Origin of the sequence: Fodinicola feengrottensis (genome assembly GCF_010993775.1) — a bacterium.
Lineage (GTDB): Bacteria > Actinomycetota > Actinomycetes > Mycobacteriales > HKI-0501 > Fodinicola > Fodinicola feengrottensis.
In genome coordinates this window covers 1-15,939 of sequence record NZ_WOTO01000079.1, presented here as the reverse complement: position 1 = coordinate 15,939, position 15,939 = coordinate 1, and the positions used below count along the sequence as shown (strand labels likewise).

13 protein-coding genes and 3 pseudogenes are annotated in these 15,939 nt (G+C 66.8%); 10 read left to right on the top strand and 6 right to left on the bottom strand.

What is annotated here, in order from left to right; translation table 11 throughout:
* The first annotated feature begins 210 nt into the window (after nucleotides 1-210).
* The 7 genes and pseudogenes from GNX96_RS43775 (at nucleotide 211) to GNX96_RS43740 (ending at nucleotide 5,182) form a co-directional block, all read left to right on the top strand.
* The gene (locus tag GNX96_RS43775) at nucleotides 211-1,218 is read left to right on the top strand and encodes a RecB family exonuclease (protein WP_163573373.1); all 1,008 of its coding nucleotides are present in this window, start codon (nucleotides 211-213) and stop codon (nucleotides 1,216-1,218) included.
* 147 nt (nucleotides 1,219-1,365) lie between these two features.
* Nucleotides 1,366-1,662 (top strand): hypothetical protein, encoded by a 297-nt coding sequence (locus GNX96_RS43770; RefSeq protein WP_163573372.1) that lies wholly within the window; start codon nucleotides 1,366-1,368, stop codon nucleotides 1,660-1,662.
* Nucleotides 1,663-2,091: 429 nt separating this feature from the next.
* Entirely contained in the window at nucleotides 2,092-2,628 is a 537-nt protein-coding gene (locus GNX96_RS43755) for a sensor histidine kinase (protein WP_163573393.1), read from the top strand.
* A gap of 80 nt (nucleotides 2,629-2,708) precedes the next feature.
* Nucleotides 2,709-3,316: pseudogene (locus GNX96_RS43750) on the top strand (response regulator).
* A 258-nt stretch (nucleotides 3,317-3,574) separates the two neighbouring features.
* The gene (locus GNX96_RS59865; RefSeq protein ID WP_279583106.1) at nucleotides 3,575-3,772 is read left to right on the top strand and encodes a hypothetical protein; all 198 of its coding nucleotides are present in this window, start codon (nucleotides 3,575-3,577) and stop codon (nucleotides 3,770-3,772) included.
* A 168-nt stretch (nucleotides 3,773-3,940) separates the two neighbouring features.
* Nucleotides 3,941-4,627 (top strand): aminotransferase class V-fold PLP-dependent enzyme, encoded by a 687-nt coding sequence (locus tag GNX96_RS43745; RefSeq protein ID WP_279583105.1) that lies wholly within the window; start codon nucleotides 3,941-3,943, stop codon nucleotides 4,625-4,627.
* Nucleotides 4,628-4,780: 153 nt separating this feature from the next.
* A complete protein-coding gene (locus GNX96_RS43740; RefSeq protein WP_163573371.1) occupies nucleotides 4,781-5,182 on the top strand; it encodes a carboxymuconolactone decarboxylase family protein in 402 nt (133 codons plus the stop codon).
* Here the strand turns inward: GNX96_RS43740 and GNX96_RS43735 are convergent.
* Nucleotides 5,166-5,597 (bottom strand): HIT family protein, encoded by a 432-nt coding sequence (locus GNX96_RS43735; protein WP_163573370.1) that lies wholly within the window; start codon nucleotides 5,595-5,597, stop codon nucleotides 5,166-5,168. The two genes, GNX96_RS43740 and GNX96_RS43735, sit on opposite strands and share 17 nt — an antisense overlap.
* A 375-nt stretch (nucleotides 5,598-5,972) precedes the next feature.
* Between GNX96_RS43735 and GNX96_RS59860 the strand changes: the two genes are divergently transcribed.
* On the top strand, nucleotides 5,973-6,419 hold the full coding sequence (locus GNX96_RS59860; RefSeq protein WP_279583104.1) for an OB-fold nucleic acid binding domain-containing protein: 447 nt from the start codon (nucleotides 5,973-5,975) through the stop codon (nucleotides 6,417-6,419).
* Complete coding sequence (gene aspS / locus GNX96_RS43730) at nucleotides 6,304-7,263, top strand: aspartate--tRNA(Asn) ligase (protein WP_279583114.1); 960 nt, start codon at nucleotides 6,304-6,306, stop codon at nucleotides 7,261-7,263. Before GNX96_RS59860 ends, aspS begins: the two co-directional genes overlap by 116 nt.
* A 43-nt stretch (nucleotides 7,264-7,306) precedes the next feature.
* On the opposite strand, the gene GNX96_RS43725 is transcribed toward aspS, so the two are convergent.
* The 4 genes and pseudogenes from GNX96_RS43725 to metH form a co-directional block, all read right to left on the bottom strand.
* A complete protein-coding gene (locus GNX96_RS43725; RefSeq protein ID WP_279583103.1) occupies nucleotides 7,307-8,215 on the bottom strand; it encodes an SMP-30/gluconolactonase/LRE family protein in 909 nt (302 codons plus the stop codon).
* Nucleotides 8,216-8,283: 68 nt separating this feature from the next.
* Nucleotides 8,284-9,864 carry a carboxylesterase/lipase family protein gene (locus tag GNX96_RS43720; protein WP_163573368.1) on the bottom strand — a complete coding sequence of 527 codons (1,581 nt, stop codon included), beginning with the start codon at nucleotides 9,862-9,864 and terminating at the stop codon, nucleotides 8,284-8,286.
* An 87-nt stretch (nucleotides 9,865-9,951) separates the two neighbouring features.
* Nucleotides 9,952-10,614, bottom strand: a complete 663-nt coding sequence (locus GNX96_RS43715) for an HAD family hydrolase (protein WP_163573367.1) — start codon at nucleotides 10,612-10,614, stop codon at nucleotides 9,952-9,954.
* Nucleotides 10,615-10,707: 93 nt separating this feature from the next.
* Nucleotides 10,708-14,269 (bottom strand): annotated as a pseudogene (metH, locus tag GNX96_RS43710) (methionine synthase).
* Nucleotides 14,270-14,350: 81 nt separating this feature from the next.
* Here metH and GNX96_RS43705 point away from each other — a divergent pair.
* Nucleotides 14,351-15,225: pseudogene (locus GNX96_RS43705) on the top strand (PAC2 family protein).
* Nucleotides 15,226-15,301: 76 nt separating this feature from the next.
* Here the strand turns inward: GNX96_RS43705 and GNX96_RS43700 are convergent.
* The gene (locus GNX96_RS43700) at nucleotides 15,302-15,871 is read right to left on the bottom strand and encodes a response regulator (RefSeq protein WP_390624315.1); all 570 of its coding nucleotides are present in this window, start codon (nucleotides 15,869-15,871) and stop codon (nucleotides 15,302-15,304) included.
* Between the last annotated feature and the right edge of the window lie 68 nt (nucleotides 15,872-15,939).

Genomic DNA, 15,939 nt, shown 5'->3' with positions numbered 1-15,939 from the left:
GGCGAGACGAAGACCGGGATCCCGAAAACCCCCGTCCCACCCGCCAGCCGCGCCCGGCCGACGAGATCTCGTCTCGCCTGTTGGACGCGTCGTAGGGCTGCTGTGTTGCCATCCCCCGATGCTACGGCGGGTCGACGACGCTCGGACGCCGCACAGGGTTCGTGGCGAGTCTGCCGAACACTGTCGGTGGTCTGGCCTAGCCTGGGAGCCATGTCCGCTGTGCTCCCGATCGACCATGCAATCGACCCGGCATCGACCCGTACGCATGGCGATGTCCGGGGATCGCTCTCGCCGTCGCGAGCCAGCGATTTCAAGACCTGCCCGTTGCTCTACCGTTTCCGGGCCATCGACCGGCTGCCGCAGAAGCCGACCGTCGCCACCGCCCGCGGCACTCTCGTACACGCCGTTTTGGAGCGTCTTTTCGATGTCGCCCCTGGTGAACGGACGGTGGAGCACGCGGCCGAGCTGCTCGCGCCGGAGTGGGACAAACTGCGCGAAGCCGAGCCCGCTCTCGGTGAGCTCTTCCAGGACGCGGATTCGTTGGCGACCTGGCTGAAGACCGCTCGGGGCATGCTCGACGGCTATTTCCAGCTGGAGGACCCAAACAGGCTGGAGCCGGCCGAGCGGGAACAGCTGGTCGAGGTGGTGCTGGAGTCGGGTCTGCGGCTGCGCGGATTCGTCGACCGGCTCGATGTCGCGCCAACCGGCGACATGCGGGTCGTCGACTACAAAACCGGCGCGGCGCCCCGGGAAGCCTTCGAGGGCAAGGCACTTTTCCAGCTGAAGTTCTACGCCCTGGTGCTGTGGCGGTCCCGCGACGTGGTTCCCAGGCTGCTCCGGCTGATGTATCTGGGCGACCGGGAGATCCTCGACTACGCGCCGGACGTCGATGAGCTGCGTCGGTTCGAGCGGAATCTGCAGGCGCTCTGGGCGGCCATCGACCGCGCCACGACTCAGCGGGATTTTCGCCCCAACCCGAGTAAGTTGTGCGGCTGGTGTGACCACCAGGCGCTGTGCCCCGCCAAGGGCGGCACTCCCCCGCCGTTTCCCGAGGTGCTTCCCACCCCCGGCGAGCCGCTCGTGATCACCCCCCGCCAGCGAGGACTGAGTCCGCGGGTTCGGTCCTGTCCGGTTTATGCCCCACCTGCCCTCCCTGTCAGGCTGGGTTTTCGTCGAGTGTCGGACTTTGTTCTGCGCTCGACGTCGAGAGCGGGTTAAAGTCCCGCACTCGGCGTCGGGCCTCGCTGGCTGAGCTGCCCGAGGTCCGTACGACCGTCCGGCACTGTCTGGCCGCATGGACCGGTGCGTACGAAACGAGCCAGCGGCCGCAGGGCGGGATAGGTCCTCCCGCAGGACGAGGCGCGGATGGCCCCTGACGATGAGTACTGGGCCGTACGGCGACGCTACGGTTACGTATGTGAAGGGTGTGTGGGTCGTCTGCAGCGGTTGATGTCGCTGCCGTCCTGGATGGCCGACGTGGCCCTGGCCGTCGGGTTGTTCGCACTCTTCGGACTGCTCCTTCTGGTGTTCGCCGGGACCGGTGCGGCCGGGGAGCTGACCAGGAACATCCCGCTCGCGGTCGCGGTCTGCGCGGCCGGGGGGTGGTCCCGATCGCCGTGCGACGCTGGGTGTGGGTCTCGGCGGTGGCGGTGGCGGTCGTGACGGTCGCCGCGGTTCCACTGGTGGGTGGGAACACCACCGAAGGCATCTCCATCCTGATCGTCATCTACACGGCCGCGTCACGGTTGCGCCCGACGACGGCGGCCGGCGCGGTGGGCATCGTGGTGCTGGGGATCGCTGGAGCGCTGGTGCTGTCGCACGCCCAGCCGCTGGTGTGGGCGCTTAACGGTCTAGAAGTCCTGATCGCCTTCGCGGTCGGGTCGGTACGGCGGACCCGGCTGGCGTTCGTCAGCGCCTTGGAGCAACGGGCGATCGCTGCCGAGACGACCCGCGAGCTAACCGCCCGCGATGCGGTGATGGCCGAGCGGCAGCGGATCGCCCGAGAGCTGCATGACGTGGTGGCGCACCACATCAGCGTCATGGGCGTGATGGCGGCGGCCGCGCGCCGGACGCTGCGCGCCCCATCCGGAGGTGGCCGACGAGGCGCTGACCACGATCGAGGAGACCGGGCGGGCCACGCTGCGGGAGATGCGGCGGCTGCTGGACGTGCTACGGGACGAGCAGGACACCGCGCTGCCGACCACCCCGCAACCGGGCCTGCCCGGATTGGAAACCCTGGTCGGCCAGGTCGGCGAGGCCGGGCTCGCGGTCCAGCTGACGGTCGAGGGCGAGCCGGTGCCGCTGGACTCCGGCGTCGACCTGACGTTGTTCCGGATCGTCCAGGAAGCCCTGACGAACACTCTCAAACACGCCGGCCCGACCCGGGCGGAGGTAGTCGTACGGTATGGCCTCGCCGACGTCGAGGTCGTCGTCGTCGTGACGGACCGCGGCAAAGGGCCGGCCGGCGGCGGCAACGCCAGTGGCCACGGGCTGGTCGGCATGCGCGAGCGGGTCGGCCTCTACGCCGGCAGTCTTTACACCGGGCCGGGCGAAGACGGTGGCTACACCGTGCGGGCGACCGTCCCGTTCGATCGGCCAGCAGCCAAGACAAGGGGATCACGTACGTGAACGACGTCGAAGGAGGCGGGAAGCCGCCGGTTCGAATCCTGCTCGTCGACGACCAGCCACTGCTGCGCACCGGCTTTCGGATGGTGCTCGGCACCGAGTCCGATCTCGAGGTCATCGGTGAGGCTTCCGATGGCGAGGAAGGGGTCGAGCTGGCTCGCCGGCTGCTCCCCGATGTGGTTCTTATGGACATCCGGATGCCGCGACTCGACGGCGTCCAGGCGACCGCCCGGATCACCGCCGCGAAGCTGCCCGTACGGGTGCTGATCCTCACCACGTTCGACCTCGACGAGTACGTGTTGGGGGGGCGCTTCGCGCCGGTGCCAGCGGCTTCCTGTCCAAGGACGTGCCAGCCGAGGACCTGGTCGACGCCATCCACGTGGTGGCCTCCGGCGAGGCCGTGGTCGCGCCGCGGATCCTGCGCCGGCTGCTGGACCGCTACGCCGATCGGTTGCCAGACCCGAACGCCCCGGCCGCGCCGGCACTGGGGGCGTTGACCGAGCGCGAGCGGGAGGTCCTGGTGCTGATGGCCCGCGGCCTGTCGAACGCCGAGATCGCGGCCAAGCTGGTGCTTGGCGAGACGACGGTCAAGACGCACGTCGGGCATGTGCTGACCAAGCTCGAGCTGCGGGATCGCGTACAAGCCGTGGTGCTCGCGTACGAATCGGGACTCATCCGACCAGGTGCCTGAACCGGGTTTCATATTCAGCTGACGGTCCGTAGGCGAGAAATATCCGTCGAAGGTCTGACCGTCACCATCCATCGTGATGACGAAAATCAGTTGCGCCACTTTATAGGCTGGCCTTGGCCGATCAGCGCGAAAGTGCCGGCGGCCCGGTCGGACCTCTGTCGGGGGGAGGTCCGCGGCATCCCCCTCAGAGCCCCGAAACCCATAAAACGGAGCCCGTCGGCCGAGCCGACGGGCTTCGCTGGGTCATACGCTGGTGCGATGATCGGTACCAGCGTGCAGCAGCTGTGGGAACCGCGTCCCGGCTGGCTCAATACGACGTCGTACGGCCTGCCGCCACGGGCCACTGTCGAGACATTAAAAACAGTCATTGACCAATGGCAGACGGGCGCTTGTTCCTGGGAGGAATGGGAACCGGCTGTCAACCAGGCGCGGGTGCTTTTTCGCGAATCTGGTTAACGTGCCGTACGACACAGTGGCCATCGGCGCGGCCGTGTCGCAATTGTTGGCGCCGGTGGCGGCGTCGATTCCGGACGGTTCTCGGGTGCTGGTGCCTGTCGAGGAATTCACCTCCAACCTGTTCCCGTATTTGGTGCACGCGGACCGCGGTGTTGAGAGGTCGTCACAGTGCCTGCGGAGTCGCTGCTGGACGCGATCGACGGTCGCACTGACGTGGTGGCCTTCAGCCTGGTGCAGTCAGCCTCGGGTTATGTGGCCCCACTGGCGAAACTCACCACGGCGGCCCGTGCGTTCGGCGCGATGTCCATTGTGGACGCCAGTCAGGCGGCCGGTTGGCTGCCGATCGACGCGAGCGACGTCGACGTGCTGGTTTGTGCCGCGTACAAATGGTTGATGGCGCCGCGCGGTGCCGCTTTCGCCGCCGTACGGCCGGAAATCGCCGCACGGATCCGGCCGCTGGCCGCCGGTTGGTACGCCGGTGAGGACTTTCACGAGTCGTACTACGGGCCACCGCTGCGGTTGGCCGCCTCGGCGCGCCAGTTCGACATCTCGCCGGCCTGGTTTTGCTGGGTGGGTGCGGTGCCGTCGCTTCAGGCTCTGGAGACCGCCGGCATTGAGGCAATTCACGAGCATGATGTGGCACTGGCGAACGCATTCCGCACCGGTCTGGACCAACCGCCGTCGAACAGCGCTGTCGTCACTGTCGCCGTCGACGACAATGCCACTCGTCGGCTGGCCGCCGCCGGCGTGGTGACGGCCGTACGAGCCGGCCGGGTGCGGCTGTCTTTCCACGTCTACAACACGATGTCCGATGTGGACACTGCCGTGACCGCCATCACTGGCCGGCCGCTATGACGCCCATCACGTGCCGCGACTCGATCCCGGTCAGTGGCATGATCAGCCCCTTCCGCCGGCCCGAAAGTGCCGCTCGCCGCCCGGAACCGCCGCTCGGTCCCACTCCTGGAGTTAACCTGTGGACACCACCATCGAAATTCATGGAGACCAGAGATGACGCGCGAGGAACGGTTCGCCAAGGGCCAGAAGATGTTGCAGCAGCTCGATGGCGAGGCCGTCCAGAAGACCATCGACGCGCTCGCCGATATCAACCCCGAGCTCGGCGAGCAGATCATCGGGTGGGGCTTTGGGGAGATGTACAGCCGGCCGGAGCTCCCGCCGCGCGATCGCCAGCTCCTCAACCTGGGGATACTCACCGCGCTGGGCGGCTGCGAGTCGCAGCTGGACGGAAACATCAACACCGCGCTCAACGTCGGCCTGACGCCCACCGAGATCGTTGAGGCGCTGATGCACACGGCACTTTACTGCGGATTTCCGAAGTCTTTGAACGCGACTTTCGTCGCCAAGAAGGTCTTTGCCGAACGCGGCCTGCTTCCCGTCAAGCAGGAAGGCTAAGGGCTGCCTTGATCCGGGCCGCGGTTTCGGCGGCTTGCTCGTCGGAGGCGTACGGGTGCCGTGGGCCGAGCCAGAAACGCAGACCGTCCTTGCGCACTCGCGGAATAACGTGCAGGTGCAGGTGCGGGACGCTCTGGCTGACGATGTTGTTCATCAGGATCAACGAACCTTCCGCGCCCTGCGCCTCCTGCACCGCGAGCTGCAACCGCTGCGAGGTGGTCAGCCAGTGCTCGGCGAGATCGATCGGCAGCTGGTCGTACGTCCGGATGTGCACGGTCGGCACCATCAGCACATGTCCGTGGAAAACCGGTTTGGTGTCCAAAAAAAAAAAGACGATCCGCTCATCCCGCCATACCTCGTGAGCAGTGGACTCGCCGGCCACGATCTGACAGAACACGCACGGTTTATCGGCCACGAGGAGAGAACCTATCGCGGCCCACCGACACCGGCCGGGCCGGCTCGCGACAAATTGACGAGCGCCCGGGCGACGAAGACTTTATGATCCTGGGCAACGCGTTGACGGAGACAAGTAGCCACGGACCGCGCGAGTCGGAGAGAGCCGCCGGCAGCTGAGAAGGCGGCCTCGCGTCCGGTGGCGAAGACACTCCTGAGCGCGGGGAGGAACGGTGGTCGCAAGGCCACCCGATGCCCCGCCGGCCGGCCCCCGTGATCGGGCCACGACGAGGCCGTCACCGGTGTTCGCGCCGGCGGCGGTGAAAGTGCGGTGGCACCGCGAGTTCCCTTCTCGCCCGCACTCCCAAGGGGTCGCGCATATCCCCACAGGAGTGTGATGATCTCACGAATTCTGGCAGCGCAGCTGCCAGCGCACGTCGGCCACCGGGTGCGAATCGCCGGCTGGGTGCACCGCCAGCGGCACCTGAAATCGGTCACTTTCGTGGTCGTACGGGACCGCTCAGGGCTCGCCCAAGTGGTCTTTTCCGAGCCGCCCGAGGGCATCGGCGAAGAGACGGTCGTCGAGGTGTCCGGGCTGGTGGCCGCGAGGCCGCAGGCGCCCGGCGGAGTGGAACTCGTCCAGCCGGAGCTCACGCTGCTCTCCGAGCCGGGCGGCGGCACCGCCGTTCGACCTCTACCGGCCGGCCGTGTCAGCTACGCTGCCCACCATTCTCGACAATGCGCCGGTCGCGTTACGGCATCCGCGACTGCGGGCGCAGTTCGAGATCACCGCGGCCAGTGTGACGGGTTTTCGCGCCGCCCTGGACGGTCTCGACTTCACTGAGATCCACACGCCCAAGATCGTCGGGTCGGCCACCGAGTCCGGCGCGAACGTCTTCGGCATCGACTACTTCGGTCAATCCGCTTATCTGGCCCAGTCACCGCAGTTTTTCAAGCAGGCACTGGTTGGCGTGTTCGAGCGAGTGTACGAGGTGGGTCCGGTGTTCCGCGCCGAACCGCACGACACCGCCCGGCACCTCGCCCAATACACCAGTCTGGACGCCGAACTTGGCTACATTACCGACCATCGCGAGGTGATGGCGGTGCTGCGCCAGGCGATAGCTGGAATGCTGGCCTCTGTCGCCGAACGAGCCGGCCAGGCGGTTGCTTTGCTGGAGGCGGAAATCCCGGAGGTCCCGGACGAGATTCCAGCGATCCACTTCGTTGACGCGCAGGAACTTCTGGCCAAACACACCGCCGAGGACCCGCGCGGCGAGCCGGACCTCGCGCCCGCGCACGAGCGCTGGCTGTCCGAATGGGCGATGCGCACGTACGGGTCGGAATTCCTTTACGTCACCGGGTATCCGATGGTTAAGCGGCCGTTCTACACCCATCCGGACCCGGCCCGGCCGGCCTCCTCGAACAGCTTCGACCTGCTTTTCCGTGGGCTGGAACTCGTCACCGGCGGCCAGCGGCTGCACCGCTATTCGGACTATGTCAGCGCGCTGGCGGCGCGAGGTGAGGATGTCCAGACGTACCAGGACTATCTCGCCGTGTTCGCGCACGGCATGCCGCCGCACGGTGGTTTCGCCATCGGTCTCGAACGGTGGACGGCGCGGCTGCTCGGCGTGTCGAATATCCGGCAAACCACGCTGTTTCCGCGCGACCTGCACCGGCTGAACCCGTAAGACTCGTCAGTGGCCCGGAAGGCTCCGGGCCACTGACGACGAATCAGCCGAGTGTCAAGCGCAGGATCGCTCCTGATGACTCGGTCACCAGCAGATCACGCCATGGCGCGTACGAGCCGAAATTCCGTGCGAACCGCAGGCTGGTGGGTTTGTCGAGGCCGGACAACAAAAGACACGTCCTGCCGGTCCACGGGTTCACCCGGTAAAGCTCGCCGCTCCCCCAGGCGGCCACCAGAAGCTGGCCGTCGCGACCCATCGTCAGGTCATCCGGATTCTTTGACGTACCCGCGGAAAGCTTCGTCACCACCTGATGGTCGGTTGGGTGGGACAGCGGAATCCGGGTCACCGCCGAATCCGGGTCCAACACCGAGGTGGTGAACAGCCATCCACCGGCGATCGCCACGCCGTCGGCGCTGGGGATCGGTGTCGTCCACTTGTCGTCGATCGCCCCACCGGGACGGATTCTCACCACCGAGCCATTCGAATCCGCCACATACAGGTTGCCGGCCCGGTCAAAACCGCTGCCGTTCGCGTTCATCAGCCCGGTCGCGTACGTCGTCGGCGGCCGGTCCAGGTGGGCTGGATCGAACCGGACGATCTCGGCGTGTCCGGACTGATCGTCGCCGGAGTTGACGTAGATCAGGCCATCCGGCCCTTTCCGCAACGCGCCCGGTGCCCTTACGTCCACAGTGGACAACAGTGTCCCGGTGGCCGAATACCGCTCCACCCGGTTTCCGGTCAGGTTGGCGATCCACACCCCGCCCTGACCGTCGAACTCCAGGTTTTCGTACCAGGTGCCGGCATCGGCGTGAAAGGTGCTGACCGTCGCCTTGGTGTCACAGGCGGTGGTCGCCGCGCTAACCGGTTGTGCCGCACCTGTCATCACCCCCACACCGACGGCCACCGCCGCGACCAACGCCCACCGACGTACCCCGATCCGAGAAGTCAGCACAGTTGTCCTTCCGTCATATCCAACGGTCACTTCCATGTTAAGTCGGCAGGATTTCCGGCAAGGGATTACTAGCTCTTCACAGTGGACCAGAAATCGCATTTGTGCTGGACCATCTCGTCCACCCGGCCGACGCCGCTGGGACCCAGGTCCAGGTTTTGTACGTACGGCGAAGCCTGCGTTCCGACGACCGGCGACCAGGATGGCTGGCCAGCCGCGTTCGGGTTCGACGCGTGCGCGAATCTGGTCCAGTAGCCCATCATCGTGGCCGACAGCTGCTGTTGTGCCGAAGTCAACGTGACCGGAAACGCGAACAGGTAAGGCAATTCGGAGGCGTGTACGGCCCCAGCGTTCGAACCGGCCGGATGCGGGGCCAGCACCGGCGCCGTCCGGTCCGCGAACTGGTACGCGTACGTCCTCGTGTGGGCCGACAAAGCGCGGTCGTCGGACAGGGTCGGGCAGGCCCAGCCGCGGTCGGTCATCGCCGCGCCCCAGGCTTCGGCCGGTGACGAATACCCGGACGCTGGATACTCCCGCAGTACGGCGTCGCCCTGCGCCCCAAACGAGCCGCGGATCAGCTCCGCATAGTGGTCCGCGCTAATGGTGCCCAAGCCGGCCGCGTTGGCCTGGTGTTCGTCGCGGTTGTGCCCGTTGATGACTGGTACGCGCGAGAACCGACCCGCTTTCAGCGCGTCGGCCGGTGCGCTCGGCAACATCGCGGTGCCGTAGGCCGGCGCGTTGTAAGGCTGGGTCACGTTCAGCAGCTTGTCGACGGATTTCCCTTGCAGACAAGCCAGCGTGGTCGTTCCGGTCGGGCACTGCAGCTCGGCGGCGGTCTCCGTGCCGAACTCCTGCGTCTGGGAAAGCGGCGTGTAGACACCAAAAGCCGGCAACCCCGGGAACCAGCCGTCGACCGGCCAGTTGAGCGAACAGCTGCCGCTTTCCATGATGGCCTTGTCGAAAAGGCCCGCGGCCCTGGGCGAGGTCAGCTGCGCACACGTACTCATGCCGCCGGCGGATTCGCCGAACAGCGTCACGTTGCCAGGATTGCCACCGAAAGCGGCCGCGTTCGCGCGTACCCATCGGAGGGCGGCCTGCTGGTCGGCGAGGCCGAAGTCACCGGAGTCGGGCAGCCCCGGCAGCCCGAAGTTGCCGAAAATCCCCAGTCGGTAGTTGACCGTGACGACCACGACATCGCCGGCCGCCGCGATCCGGCGCGCGTCGTACTCGGAGCCTGAGCCGTTGGTGAAACCGCCGCCGTGCACCCACACCATCACCGGTTTGGGCCAGTGGTCGGTCGGCCGCGGGGTGGCGACATTCAGATAAAGACAGTCCTCACTGTCGCTGGCCGGCTCGCCGTACTGGCTGAGCTGGGCGCAGCGGGCACCTGGCTGGGTGGCGTCGCGTACTCCCGACCAGGAATGCGCCGGTCGCGGGTCTTTCCAGCGCAGCGACCCCGTCGGTGGCGCCGCATACGGAATGCCTTGGAACAACTGGTAGTCAGCGCCGCTCGTACCGCGGACCAGACCGCGATCGGTTCGTACGATGGGATTCGTGCCAGCGGTGACGGCAACGGGCGCCGCCGCGACGAATCCCACGGCCAGCGCCGCCGCCAACGCGGCCTTTCCTATCCTGCTCAGGTTTCCCTGCATTCGCATCCCTCCGTGGTGATGTGCTCCCACGGATATTCGATCCGGAATGCTTTCGCTACGTGAGCCCTAAAGGAATCACCGCACGCCCTACTTAAGTAGGTTTCTCAGATATTCCGCGTCGACGCCGACCAGCGATTCCCGGATGATCCGCCGCTCGCCCGGCTCGACCGGCACCTCGGCCGGCACCACGACCACTGTGCAACCGGCGGCCACCGCGGAGGCGACCCCGGTCGGCGAGTCCTCCACCGCGACGCACGTCCCGGGATCGGCGCCGAGCAACCCGGCGGCCCGTTCGTACGGATCCGGGTGCGGTTTGTTGTGTGCGACCTCGTCACCACACACGGTGACATCGAAGAACTCCGCGCCGATCCACTTGAGCGCGACATCGGTGAGGTCACGTTCGGTGGAGGTGACCAGCGCGGTCCGAATGCCGGCGTCTCGCACGGATTGCAGCAACTCCGGTGCACCCGGCCGCCAGGTCAACCCCTCGCTGAACAGCTCGCGCGTACGAGCCAACAACCACGCGCTGTCACCGGCCAGGTCGCCGCCGACCACTCCCACACCGGCGTGCACGATGCCGATCGACCGGGCCAGGTTGGCGCCGACCATGGAGGCCCTGGCCGGCGCGGACAGCTCGCCGCCGAGCCGGTGCGAGAGCTCCTTGAGCGAGATGTCCCAGATCTTCTCGGAGTCGACAAGGGTGCCGTCCATGTCGAACAGGACGGCTTGAAGGCGGCTTCGGGCATTCATCACCCACCAGCTTATTTCTTTCGCCCGCCGCCGAACACCCTCCGCTCCCAAGATGCTCATCACATCCCCGGTGTCAGCCGCTGAAGGTGGAGCTCAGGTGGCGTTGAAGTATTTGGCCTCCGGGTGGTGCACGATCAGCGCGGACGTGGACTGCTCGGGATGCAGCTGGAACTCCTCGGACAGCTGGACCCCGATCCGGTCCGGCTCCAGCAGGTCCATCAGGTATTTCTGCTGCTCGATGTCCGGGCAGGCGGGGTATCCGAACGAGTACCGGGAACCGCGGTAGCCCTGTCGGAACACGTCGTCGAGATCCTTGCTGTCGTTCGCGTCAGCTGCCCGCCCGTCCGGTAGCGTCATTTCCGCTCGTACGCGCGAATGCCAGTATTCGGCGAGCGCCTCGGTGAGCTGGACGGACAGGCCGTGCACCTCCAGGTAGTCGCGGTATGCGTTGTCCGCGAACAGTTTGTTGGCATAGTCGGCGATCGGCTGGCCCATCGTGACGACATGGAAGGCGACCACGTCCAGCTCGTCGGCCGACTTTTCCCGGAAGAAGTCGGCCAGGCAGAGTCGGCGGTCCCGGCGCTGGCGCTGGCGGGGGAACGAGAACCTGGCCCGCTCGGCCGAGTCCTCGCCGATCACGATCAAATCGTTTCCCTCTGAATAGCACCGGAAGTAGCCGTAGACGACGGCGGCTTCCAGAACGCCGTCTGCCTTCAGCCGGTCCAACCAGTACCGCAGTCGCGGCCGGCCTTCGGTTTCCACCAGTTCCTCGTACGACGGGCCGTTTCCGCCGCGTGCCCCCCGCGCAGTCCCCACTGGCCAAGGAAAGTGGCCCGTTCGTCCAGCCAGCTGGAGTAGTCCGTGGTCGGAAGGCCTTTGACCACACGAGAACCCCAGAACGGCGGAGACGGCACCGGGTTCGAAGACGAGACATCGGAGCGTACGGACGAGTCGCGCACCGAGAGAATCGGGCCGGCGGCCCTGCGTTTTTCGGCGATTTGCTTGGAACGCTCGTGTCTTGCCTTACGCTCGGCAGCCTTCTTCTCCTCTTCGGGCGAAAGCGTCACGGCCGCCCCAGACCGTTTCGCGAGCATCAGCGCGTCCATCAGCCGCAGGCCTTCGAAAGCGTCCCGGGCGTAGCGGACCTCGCCGGCATAGATGTCGGCCAGGTTGTCTTCCACGTACGCACGGGTCAACGCCGCCCCACCGAGGATCACCGGGAACTGGGCGGCGATCCCCCGCTCGTTCATCTCGGCCAGATTTTCCTTCATCACCACGGTCGACTTGACCAACAGGCCGGACATCCCAATCACGTCGGCACGGTTTTCCGTTGCCGCGTCCAGAATCGCGGTCACCGGTTGCTTGATGCCGATATTCACCACGTGGTAGCCGTTGTTGGAGAGAATGATGTCGACCAGGTTCTTGCCAATATCGTGCACATCGCCCTTGACAGTGGCCAGCACGATCGTGCCCTTGCTGTCGTCATCCTCGTTCTTCTCCATGTGCGGTTCTAGATAGGCCACCGCGGTCTTCATGGTTTCCGCTGACTGCAACACAAACGGTAGCTGCATCTGGCCGGAGCCGAACAGCTCACCAACGGTCTTCATGCCGGCCAGCAAGGTCGTGTTGACGATTTCCAACGGCCCACGCGAAGCCATGGCTGCGTCCAGATCAGCTTCCAGACCAGTGCGCTCGCCATCGACGATCCGCCGCTCCAAGCGCTCAACCAACGGCAGCGCGGCCAGCTCGGACGCACGTGACTCCGAGCTGGATTTCGCGTCCACGCCTTCGAAAAGCTCCAGCAGCCGCTGCAACGGATCATAGCCGTCGGCGCGCCGGTCATAGATCAGGTCGAGCGCGACTTGCTGGTGCTCCTGGTCGATCCGGGAGATCGGCAGGATCTTGCTGGCATGCACGATCGCCGAGGTCAGCCCGGCTTCCTGGCACTCGTGCAGGAACACCGAGTTCAGCACCTGGCGAGCCGCCGGGTTCAGCCCGAAGGACACATTGGACAGTCCGAGAGTTGTTTGTACGGCCGGAAAACTTCTTGGACAGCTGCCGGATCGCCTCGATCGTCTCCAGGGCGTCCCGGCGACTCTCCTCCTGACCGGTGGCGACCGTAAAGGTGAGCGTGTCGACGATGATGTCCGACTCCAGCATCCCCCACCGCTCGGTCAGGTCCTCGATCAGCCGGGTCGCGATCGCGACCTTGTGCTCGGCCGTACGAGCCTGGCCCTCCTCGTCGATGGTCAGCGCGATCACGGCTGCGCCATATTCACTGACCAGCTCCATGATCCGGTGGTAGCGAGAAGTGGGGCCGTCACCGTCCTCGAAGTTCACCGAGTTGATCGCGCACCGGCCGCCAAGGTGCTCCAGGCCGGTCCGCAGCACGTCTGGCTCGGTGGAGTCCAGCACGATCGGCAGCGTGGACGCGGTGGCGAACCGGCTGGCGAGCTCGGCCATGTCGGCGCTGCCGTCCCGGCCGACGTAGTCGACGCACAGGTCCAACAGGTGGGCGCCGTCGCGGGTCTGGTCGCGGGCGATCTCGACGCAGTCGTCCCAGCGGGCGGCCAGCATCGCCTCCCGGAACGCCTTGGAGCCGTTCGCGTTCGTACGCTCACCGATCATCAGCACCGACGCGTCCTGCTCGAACGGCACCGAGGTGTAGAGCGAAGCGACCGCCGGCTCGACGTCGTCGTGCGCTCGTGGTCCCGGCGCCAGGTCGGCGACCGCGGCTCGTACGGTCCGGATGTGGTCAGGGGTAGTTCCACAGCAGCCGCCGACCAGGGTCGCGCCGTATTCGGTGATGAACCGCGACAGCGCCTGCCAGTTCGTCCGGGGTGAGCGGGTATTCGGCACCGTTGCGGCCGAGCCGCGGCAGCCCGGCGTTCGGCATCACCGACAGACCCACCCGCGAGTGCCGCGACAGATACCGCAGGTGCTCGCTCATCTCGGCTGGGCCGGTGGCGCAGTTCAGTCCGAGGAAGTCGATGCCCAGCGGTTCCAGCGCGGTCATCGCGGCGCCGATCTCGGAGCCGAGCAGCATCGTGCCGGTGGTCTCGACAGTGACATGGCACACGATCGGGACCGGCCGGCCGAGAAGTTCCATCGCCCGCTTCGCGCCCAACACCGCGGACTTGCACTGCAGCAGGTCCTGGCAGGTCTCCACCAGGACCGCGTCGATGCCACCTTCCAACATCCCGGCGACCTGTTGTTGGTACGCGTCGCGCAGCGTGGTGAAAGGCGCGTGGCCGAGCGTGGGCAGCTTGGTGCCGGGGCCGACCGAGCCGAGCACCCAGCGCCGCCAGGTGGGCGTACCGGCCGCGTCCACGGCCTCCCTGGCGATCCGCGCGGCGGCCTCGGAGAGCTCGAAAATCCGTTCCGGAATCCCGTATTCCAGCAGGTTGGCGTAGTTGGCCCCGAAGGTGTTGGTCTTCACCAGGTCCGCGCCGGCCGCCAGGTAGGCGTCGTGGATGTGCCGTACGACATCGGGCCTGGTGACGTTGAGGATCTCGTTACAACCCTCCAGGCCCTGGAAGTCGTCGAGGGTCAGATCGGCGGCTTGGAGCATGGTCCCCGTCGCTCCATCGGCGACCAGAACCCGGTCGGACAGGGTCCGCAGGAGTGGGTGTTCTGGAGAAAGGTTGCCAGACATGTGTCAAGGTTACCGCGTTCGGCGCGCCGCTCCACCCTGGTTTGCCGGTGGCTTCCTCGGCGCGGGACGTAGGGTGTACGAGTGAGTGAGTTCGACGGACTGCCAACCCTACGTTCGCCCATCGCGATCGCCGCCTTCGAAGGCTGGAACGACGCCGGGGACGCCGCCACCGCGGTGGTGGAGCACCTGGAGGCGGCTTGGGAGGCCGAGCCGCTGGCCGCGATCGATCCAGATGACTACTACGACTTCCAGGTCAACCGGCCGACGGTGTCGATGACCGACGAGGACGGCCGCCGCATCGAGTGGCCGACCACTCGACTGTCGGTGTGCTCCCCGCCTGGCTCCGAGCGGGACATCGTGCTGGTCAGGGGCCTGGAGCCGAACATGCGCTGGCGCGGGTTCTGCGAAGAGCTGCTGGAGATCCTGCACGCCCTGGAGGTTGACTCGGTCGTTCTGCTGGGCGCGCTGCTGGCGGACGTGCCGCATACCCGCCCGTTTCCCGTACACGGAAGTTCCACCGACCCGGCCATGATCGACCGCTTCGGCCTGCAGCCGTCCCGGTACGAGGGCCCGACCGGCATCACCGGAGTCATGCACGAGGCCTGCGCCCGGGCCGAATTGGAGACCGTCTCCTTCTGGGTGCAGGTGCCGCACTATGTCGCACAGCCGCCCTGCCCGAAGGCGACGCTCGCGCTGCTGACCAGGCTCGAGGACGTACTGGACCTCCCGGTGCCCACCGAGGACCTGCCCGAAGCGGCCGCGACCTGGGCTTCCACCGTCGACGAGCTGGCCACCCAGGACACCGAGATGTCCGACTACGTACGGGCGTTGGAAGAACGCGACGGCGAGGCGAGGCGATGGCGCAGACCAGCGGCGAGGAACTGGCCGCCGAGTTCGAGAACTACCTGCGCCGGCGCGGCCCGTCCGGTCCCGCCACCGGCCCCACCGGAGCCTGACCCCACCGCCGCAGGTCAGCGGCACCGTGGCTGCACAGTCGGAATCCGATTGTGCAGCGACGCCAGGATCGGCTGGCTACCAGCGGCGGACGTGGCCGGATTCCCATGCCCAGAGGGCGATCGCGATCCGGCTGCGGACGCCCAGCTTGTGGGCGATCTCGACGACTCGGCGCTGCACCGAGATCGGGGAGATGTAGAGCTCGTCGCCGATCTCCGCGTCCGTACGACCCTGCGCGACGAGTTGGGCGATGTCGATCTCCCACTCGTTGAGCGGCTCATCCTCGTCGACCTTCGCCTTGCCGCGGGCCACCGCGGCACGCGTCGACATCTGCTTGAGCAGCCGTACGGCGAGCCGCGGGCTGACCATGGTCGCGCCGGTGGCGGCAATCCGGACACCCTCGACCGCCGGCTTCGGGCGGGTTGGTTTGAGTAGGAACCCGCACGCGCCCTCCCGGAGCGCGTTGTAGACGTACCAGTCCAGCGCGAAGGTCGTCAGCATGATGACCCGCACCGGTCGGCGGACCTTGGGACCGGCGAGCTGGCGGGTGAACTCCAGCGCGTCCATGCCACGCATCCGGATGTCCGCGAGGGCCACGTCCGGCCACTGGTCCCGGGCCACCCGCAGGGCGGCCTCACCGTCCCGCACATCGTCCACCACCTCGATGTCCGGTTGAGCCTCCAAGGCGGCCCGCAGCTTGCGGCGGTGAGCCTCTT